Genomic DNA, 6,687 nt, shown 5'->3' with positions numbered 1-6,687 from the left:
ATGCCGGGTCACCAGCGTGCAGATCGAGAATAGTGGAGCCGTTTCGTCCACCGGCGAAGGTACCGCCACCGCAAAGTCGGGTATCGGCGAGGGTTCGATATCAGTAGCCATTGCGGGCACACCCATCCCATGTTCGAAGCGGCTTGCGCGCCATGCCTCTGCTCCACCAGCCAGTGCCACACCGCCCCGTAACGAAGTCATTGCGCATGGCGCCGGGCTTACGCGGAGGACCCTTGGACGCTATTTGCTCGCTGCGAGCAACCCGGCACCGCGAGGAGCGAAACATGTGCTCACTGTTTAACTGCGACGGCATGCGGTGACGTTCCCAATCAGACTTCCATTACGTGTGCTGGCGATTGTCAATGAGTTGGGCGATGGACTGCCAGTCATTTGGAAAATAGTTCAACATTTCCCTTTTTCGTCCGTCGAGCACCGAAATATCGAGTGCCAGAAATTCGTCAATGATTTCTTGCTGGCGCTCGCTGAGGGTGCGAGAATGTGGGTCCAAGTTCTGGACGATCGCAAGTCCTGTGGGACGGGCTCCGATCGTGTTGATCGTCAGCTCCGGCCGATATTTCTTCAACAATAGAATCAAGCGCCAAATGTCTCCGCTCCAAAAATTCGAGATCCGTTCGCGCGAGGCGCTGATATCATCGATCGGGTAAACGTCGTGGATCAAGATGATGGCGTCGGCAGAACAATGTCTTTCCACGTTGACGAAGTCGCGCAGCGCGAATTCGAACTGATGCATTCCATCGATGAAGGCGAGATCCAACGATTTGCCGTTCAATAACGCCATGACGTCGGACGTCTCGAAGAAGTCGTCGCTTGTCTGTGCGAATACTCGCTGCCGAGGTCCCGGAGACTTTCGTAGATGTGGGTCGGGATCGATACCCAATGTCCACGTCTCAGGGCTGACCACTTCGAAGGACCGTCCCTCGTCCACGCCGATTTCCAAGTAGGTGGACGGTTGCACGTGTTCGTGAATGCGTGTCAGAACCCGGAAATAATCGGGACCTGTGAATTCAAGCCGCGACAGCATGGCGTGTGCCTTAGCTTGCGTTTCCGAATAATTCGTGAATGCCAAAGCCGCATGACACAACTCCGCGGCACGTTGAGGACGTCCCACAAGGCGCTGAATGAACGCGTTTAAAAGCAAGAGGTGTGCCTTACCGCGGGCTACGGTTGGGCTCGTCATGAAATCAGACTAAGCCATGCGCTCTTGAATCGACATCGAACCGTTGCACGAAGCGGGGGTACCGCCGAACCCGCGCCGCAAGCGTATCCGTTCGAGTCGTCTCCGGCGAGAATGCTGCATGCGCTATCGATCGCTCGGGGTTGGAGTCCATCCGCAGAACTGCTTGCAAGGGGCGGCCGTGGGCATGCCGGAGCCATCGTCATGTCAAGCGGACGAAAACTCACCCTGCGGCGACGGTCGCATGTCGGCCGAAGATCGCGACGATGTCGCCGGGGTGCAACTGTCTGCCGCGTCGTTCCTCGACCTCGCCGTTCACGGTTACGTCGCCCGCGGCGATCACCGCTTTGGCGTCCGACCCGGTGTCGATCAGATCGGCGAGCTTGAGGAACTGCCCGAGCCGGATCGACTCGTCGCGAATGGGCACGTCACGGGCAGGCTCCGCCATGCCGTCACATTAGCGCCCTACGATCGCCGGCATGGAGGGGCGCTGGGTCCTGCACTTCGACATGGACGCGTTCTTCGCCTCTGTCGAGCAGTTGACGCGACCCACCCTGCGCGGACGACCGGTCCTGGTCGGGGGACTGGGTGGCCGCGGCGTGGTGGCGGGAGCCAGCTACGAGTCCAGGGTGTTCGGCGCCAGGTCGGCGATGCCGATGCATCAGGCGCGCCGGCTGGTCGGCGCGGCCGCGGTGGTGCTGCCGCCCCGCGGCGTGGTGTACGGCGTGGCCAGCGGCCGCGTGCTGGAGACTGTCCGTGCGATGGTGCCGGTCCTCGAACAACTGTCGTTCGACGAAGCGTTCGGAGAGCCGAGCGAACTGGTGGGCGCGGACGCCGAGGACGTCGAGCGGTTCTGCGCCGAACTCCGGGCCCGGATTCGCAGCGAGACCGGCCTCGTCGCCTCCGTGGGCGCCGGTTCGGGCAAGCAGCTGGCCAAGATCGCGTCCGGGCTGGCCAAGCCCGACGGCATCCGGGTCGTCCGCCGCGACGAGGAGCGCACGCTGCTCACCGGGCTGCCCGTCCGAAGGTTGTGGGGGATAGGGCCCGTCGCCGAGGAGCGTCTGCACCGGTTGGGCATCGACACGGTCGGCGCGTTGGCGGCATTGAGCGACTCGGAGGTGTCCAACGTGCTCGGCGGCACCGTCGGTCCTGCCCTGCATCTGCTGGCGCGCGGCATCGACGACCGCCCGGTCGCCGAACGTGCGGAGGCCAAGCAGATCAGCGCGGAGTCGACGTTCGCGGCGGACCTCGTCACGCTGAACCAGTTGCAGGAGGCCGTCGGTCCCATCGGCGAGCATGCCCATCAGCGCCTCGAACGCGACGGTCGCGGCGCACGCACGGTCACCGTCAAGCTGAAGAAGTCGGACATGAGCACCCTTACCCGGTCCGCCACCCTGCCGTACGCGACCGCCGACGCCGCGACCCTGATCGGCACGGCCCGCCGGTTGCTCCTCGATCCCGTCGAGATCGGTCCCGTTCGCTTGGTCGGGGTGGGCTTCTCGGGGTTGTCGGACGTGTTGCAGGAGTCGCTGTTTCCCGACCTCGACCAGACACTGGAGGCCTCCGCGAGCCTGGAGGCGGAGCCCGTCGCCGTCCCGGCCGAGGCGGCGGAATCGGCGGCGGTGCCTCGGGAGTGGCGCATCGGTGACGACGTGACACATGACGGCTACGGGCACGGCTGGGTGCAGGGCGCAGGCCACGGCGTGATGACGGTGCGCTTCGAGACGCGGGCCACCGGGCCTGGCCAGGCTCATACGCTGCCACACGACAGCCCCCAGGTAACGCCGGCGAATCCCGTCGACAGCCTGGACTGGCCGGAGTACGTGACCGGGCTGGTGGAGGATCATCCCGGCGCGCCGTAGGAAGGTCTCACCCGAGTGCGGCGAAGACCTCTCCGGCGGGCCTGCCCGCCGCCAGCGCCGCCATGAGCATCACCCGCGCCTGTGGGGGGCGCAGGGTCGCGGCGACCACGCTGCCTGCCTCGACCAGCATCCGCCCCGGTCCGTAACCGACGGTGACGCGTGCGCCCGGCACCCGACTGGACAGCACCACCTCGATGCCCGCGTGACACGCCCGTCGGACCCCGTCGATGACCGCGGCGGGGGCGTTTCCCGAACCCAGCGTTTCCAGGACGATCCCCTTGGCTCCCGCGGCGATGCAGGCGTCCAACGCGACCGCGTCGCTGCCCGCGTAGGTGGCGACGACGTCGACCCGGGGCGCGTGACCCGCCGACAGGTTCCCGAAGTGGGCACGGGACCGGGGCGTCGGCCCCAGCTCGGCGCCGACGAACCCGTGCCCCGTCTTGGCCAGACCCAAGGGTTGCCACACGGTGCCCCCCAGGGTCACGACCACACCGAGACCCCTGGACTCGGGCCGCGCCGCAAGGGTCACGGCGTCGCGCAGATTGGCTGGACCGTCGGCGTCGGGGGCGTCGGCGCTACGCATCGACCCGGTGAGGACCACCGGCCTGTCGTCGGCGTAGGTCAGGTCGAGCCACAGCGCCGTCTCCTCCATGGTGTCGGTGCCGTGCGTGATCACCACGCCGTCGGCGCCGGACCGGGCCGCGGTCGACACCGCCGCGCCGATCTGGTCCCAGTCGGCGGGTGTGAGCTGGGAACTGTCCACCGCGAACAGGTCGACGACGTCCACGTCGGTCGCCGTTGCGAGGTGCGCGGTCAGCTCGTCTCCGGTGCGCGTCGGGCGGGCAACGCCGTCGGCGCCGGTGCTAGTGGCGATGGTCCCGCCGGTGGTGATGACGACGACGCGACTCATGCCGCGATTGTTCACCATCGGCTCTTTGGGATGATGGTCGCGTGACTGATGAATCAACGGGGTCGGCCGAGCCCGTCACTGTGGGCGACGAAGCCGATTCGCCGCCACCGCGGCGCCGACTGCGTTTGTTGCTCTCGGTCGCTGCCGTCGTGCTGATCCTGGACATCGTCACCAAGGTGCTGGCCGTCAGATTGTTGACGCCGGAGCAGCCGGTGTCGATCATCGGGGACACGGTGACGTGGCGGTTGGTGCGCAATTCCGGGGCGGCGTTCTCGATGGCCACCGGATACACGTGGGTGCTGACGTTGATCGCGACCGGCGTGGTGATAGGCATCGCGTGGATGGGTAGGCGGCTGGTGTCGCCGTGGTGGGCGCTCGGCCTCGGCATGATCCTCGGCGGTGCGCTTGGCAATCTGGTGGATCGATTCTTCCGGTCGCCGGGCCCGCTGCAGGGCCACGTCGTCGACTTCGTGTCCATCGGCTGGTGGCCGGTGTTCAACGTCGCCGATCCGGCGGTCGTCGGCGGGGCGATCCTGCTGGTGGTGTTGTCGTTGTTCGGCTTCGACTTCGACACCTCGGGACGGCGACGGCCGGATGGTGCAGCGGAGGCCGCCGACGAGCACGGGCCCGATCCGGTGCGTGACGGTGGCCATGACGACACGCGAGACGGCGACGACGGCAGCGGGGCGAAGTAGTGACGACCCGTTCCATGCCGGTTCCCGAGGGACTGGCGGGTATGCGCGTGGACGCCGGACTGGCCCGGCTGCTCGGATTGTCGCGCACGGCGGCGGCGGCCATCGCCGAGGACGGCGGCGTCGACCTCGACGGGACTCCGGCTGGCAAGTCGGACCGGTTGCCCGCGGGAGCGTGGCTCGAGGTTCGGTTGCCGGAAGCGCCTGCGCCGCTGGATAATCCACCGGTCGACATCGAGGGTATGACGATCCTCTACTCCGACGACGACATCGTGGCGGTCGACAAGCCCCCCGGCGTCGCGGCGCACGCATCCGTCGGATGGACCGGTCCGACGGTGCTCGGCGGGCTGGCTGCGGCTGGCTTCCGGATCACGACCTCGGGTGTGCCCGAACGCAAGGGCATCGTGCAGCGCCTCGACGTCGGCACCTCCGGCGTCATGGTGGTGGCGATCTCCGAACATGCCTACACCGTGCTCAAGAGGGCCTTCAAGGAGCGCACGGTCGACAAGCGCTACCACGCCCTGGTCCAAGGCCATCCCGACCCGTCCAGCGGCACCATCGACGCACCGATCGGGCGGCACCGTAGCAACGACTGGAAGTTCGCGGTCAGCGAGGGTGGCCGCCACAGCGTCACCCACTACGACACGGTGGAGGCCTTCGTCGCGGCGAGCCTGCTCGACGTCCACCTGGAGACCGGCCGGACCCATCAGATCCGCGTGCACTTCTCGGCCCTGCACCATCCCTGCTGCGGAGACCTCACCTACGGAGCCGATCCGACGCTGGCCAAACGGCTTGGTCTGGAACGGCAATGGCTGCACGCCCGGTCGCTCGCCTTCGCCCATCCCGCCGACGGGCGCCGCATCGAGATCACCAGCCCGTATCCGGCCGATCTCCAGCACGCGCTCGACGTTCTTCGTCACCACGACTCGTGACGGGCACTCCCGAATCCGGGTCCCGCCGCGCCGGGGTGTTGTTCGGGGTCGGCGCGTTCACCTGGTGGGGGCTGTGCCCAGGGTTCTTTCCCCTCCTCCTCCCCGCGGGCTCGCTGGAGGTGCTGGCACACCGCCTCGTCTGGAGTGCGGTGAGTCTGCTCGTCGTGCTGCTGATCGCGCGCAAGATCGGTGACCTGCGCAGACTCAGCGGGCGGACCTGGCTGCTGTTGTCAGCGGCGGCGATACTGATCTCGATCAACTGGGGCATCTACATCTGGGCCGCGACCAACGGACACGTGGTCGACGCGGCTCTGGGGTACTTCGTCACCCCACTCGTCACCGTCGCCCTCGGCGTGCTGATCTTCCGTGAGCGGATCGGGCGGTGGCAGCTGGTCGCACTGGCGATGGCCGTGATTGCAGTGGTGATCCTGACGGTGGAATTGGGTTCGCCGCCGTACGTCGCCGGCGGGCTCACCGTCTCCTTTGCGGCGTACGGACTCGTCAAGAAGGTCGTGACGGCCGACCCTCGCGTCAGCGTTGCCGTCGAGACCTTCCTGACGTTGCCGCTCGCAGGCGGTTACCTCGTCGTCCTCCAGGTGCTGGGGCGGGGCGACTTCGTCGGCCACGGCGGCTGGCACACGGTGCTGATGGTGCTGGCCGGGCCCGTTACGGCGGTCCCGCTGTTGCTCTTCGCCGCGGGCGCTCAGCGGCTGCCGATGATCACCATGGGGTTGTTGTTCTACCTGAATCCGGCGCTGCAGATGGCGTGGGGCGTTCTGATCGGGCACGAGCCGATGCCCATGGGCCGATGGATCGGTTTCGCCCTGATCTGGGTGGCGCTCGGTGTGATGACCATCGGGTCGCTGATCGAGAGGGCTCCGAATCGCAAGCCGAAACCGATCTCGGCGAATGTCGATTCGGAGGCCGCCGAATCGTCATCACACTGACGAGCTCGACAACGGCGTGCGACGAGATGACCGCGAAGGGACGGCACCATGCGCTACTGCCTGCTAGTGCATTACGAAGAGGGTTCTTCGCTCGGCTTAACGGAACAGGACATGGCGCCGGCCAAGGCTGCGTTTGCCAACTACGCCGA

General features: G+C 66.7%; 7 protein-coding genes. 4 read left to right on the top strand and 3 right to left on the bottom strand.

The annotated features are described in order from the left end of the window. Positions 1-340: 340 nt before the first annotated feature. Together ABW137_RS22590 and ABW137_RS22585 are read right to left on the bottom strand one after the other, a co-directional pair. On the bottom strand, positions 341-1,198 hold the full coding sequence (locus tag ABW137_RS22590; RefSeq protein ID WP_526403680.1) for a class I SAM-dependent methyltransferase: 858 nt from the start codon (positions 1,196-1,198) through the stop codon (positions 341-343). Between the two features lie 220 nt (positions 1,199-1,418). After that, positions 1,419-1,643, bottom strand: coding sequence for an RNA-binding S4 domain-containing protein (locus ABW137_RS22585; RefSeq protein ID WP_526403679.1), 225 nt, complete (start codon positions 1,641-1,643; stop codon positions 1,419-1,421). Positions 1,644-1,674: 31 nt separating this feature from the next. Between ABW137_RS22585 and ABW137_RS22580 the strand changes: the two genes are divergently transcribed. Next, entirely contained in the window at positions 1,675-3,057 is a 1,383-nt protein-coding gene (locus ABW137_RS22580) for a DNA polymerase IV (protein ID WP_526403678.1), read from the top strand. Positions 3,058-3,064: 7 nt separating this feature from the next. On the opposite strand, the gene ABW137_RS22575 is transcribed toward ABW137_RS22580, so the two are convergent. Next, on the bottom strand, positions 3,065-3,967 hold the full coding sequence (locus ABW137_RS22575; RefSeq protein WP_526403677.1) for an asparaginase: 903 nt from the start codon (positions 3,965-3,967) through the stop codon (positions 3,065-3,067). A 41-nt stretch (positions 3,968-4,008) separates the two neighbouring features. On the opposite strand from ABW137_RS22575, the gene lspA reads away from it, so the two are divergent. Genes lspA through rarD form a run of 3 tightly spaced genes read left to right on the top strand, consistent with a single transcriptional unit; the run spans position 4,009 to position 6,538 of the window. Next, on the top strand, positions 4,009-4,662 hold the full coding sequence (gene lspA / locus ABW137_RS22570; protein ID WP_526403676.1) for a signal peptidase II: 654 nt from the start codon (positions 4,009-4,011) through the stop codon (positions 4,660-4,662). Next, positions 4,662-5,591, top strand: a complete 930-nt coding sequence (locus ABW137_RS22565; RefSeq protein ID WP_526403675.1) for an RluA family pseudouridine synthase — start codon at positions 4,662-4,664, stop codon at positions 5,589-5,591. The genes lspA and ABW137_RS22565 overlap by 1 nt, the downstream gene beginning before the upstream one ends. Before the next feature lie 35 nt (positions 5,592-5,626). Then, the gene (rarD, locus tag ABW137_RS22560; RefSeq protein WP_526403681.1) at positions 5,627-6,538 is read left to right on the top strand and encodes an EamA family transporter RarD; all 912 of its coding nucleotides are present in this window, start codon (positions 5,627-5,629) and stop codon (positions 6,536-6,538) included. The last annotated feature ends 149 nt before the right edge of the window (positions 6,539-6,687 follow it).

It is taken from the genome of Mycobacterium sp. (assembly GCF_040509115.1).
Taxonomy (GTDB): domain Bacteria; phylum Actinomycetota; class Actinomycetes; order Mycobacteriales; family Mycobacteriaceae; genus Mycobacterium.
Note: the sequence above shows the minus strand (reverse complement) of the source record. Positions and strands in the feature narration are given on the sequence as shown.

What these genes read in the sequence shown, in the direction of transcription:
- ABW137_RS22580 (WP_526403678.1), top strand. Translation starts at nt 1,675, where the DNA reads ATGGAGGGGCGCTGGGTCCTGCACTTCGACATGGACGCGTTCTTCGCC.
- ABW137_RS22575 (WP_526403677.1), bottom strand. Translation starts at nt 3,967, where the DNA reads ATGAGTCGCGTCGTCGTCATCACCACCGGCGGGACCATCGCCACTAGC.
- ABW137_RS22585 (WP_526403679.1), bottom strand. Translation starts at nt 1,643, where the DNA reads ATGGCGGAGCCTGCCCGTGACGTGCCCATTCGCGACGAGTCGATCCGG.
- ABW137_RS22590 (WP_526403680.1), bottom strand. Translation starts at nt 1,198, where the DNA reads ATGACGAGCCCAACCGTAGCCCGCGGTAAGGCACACCTCTTGCTTTTA.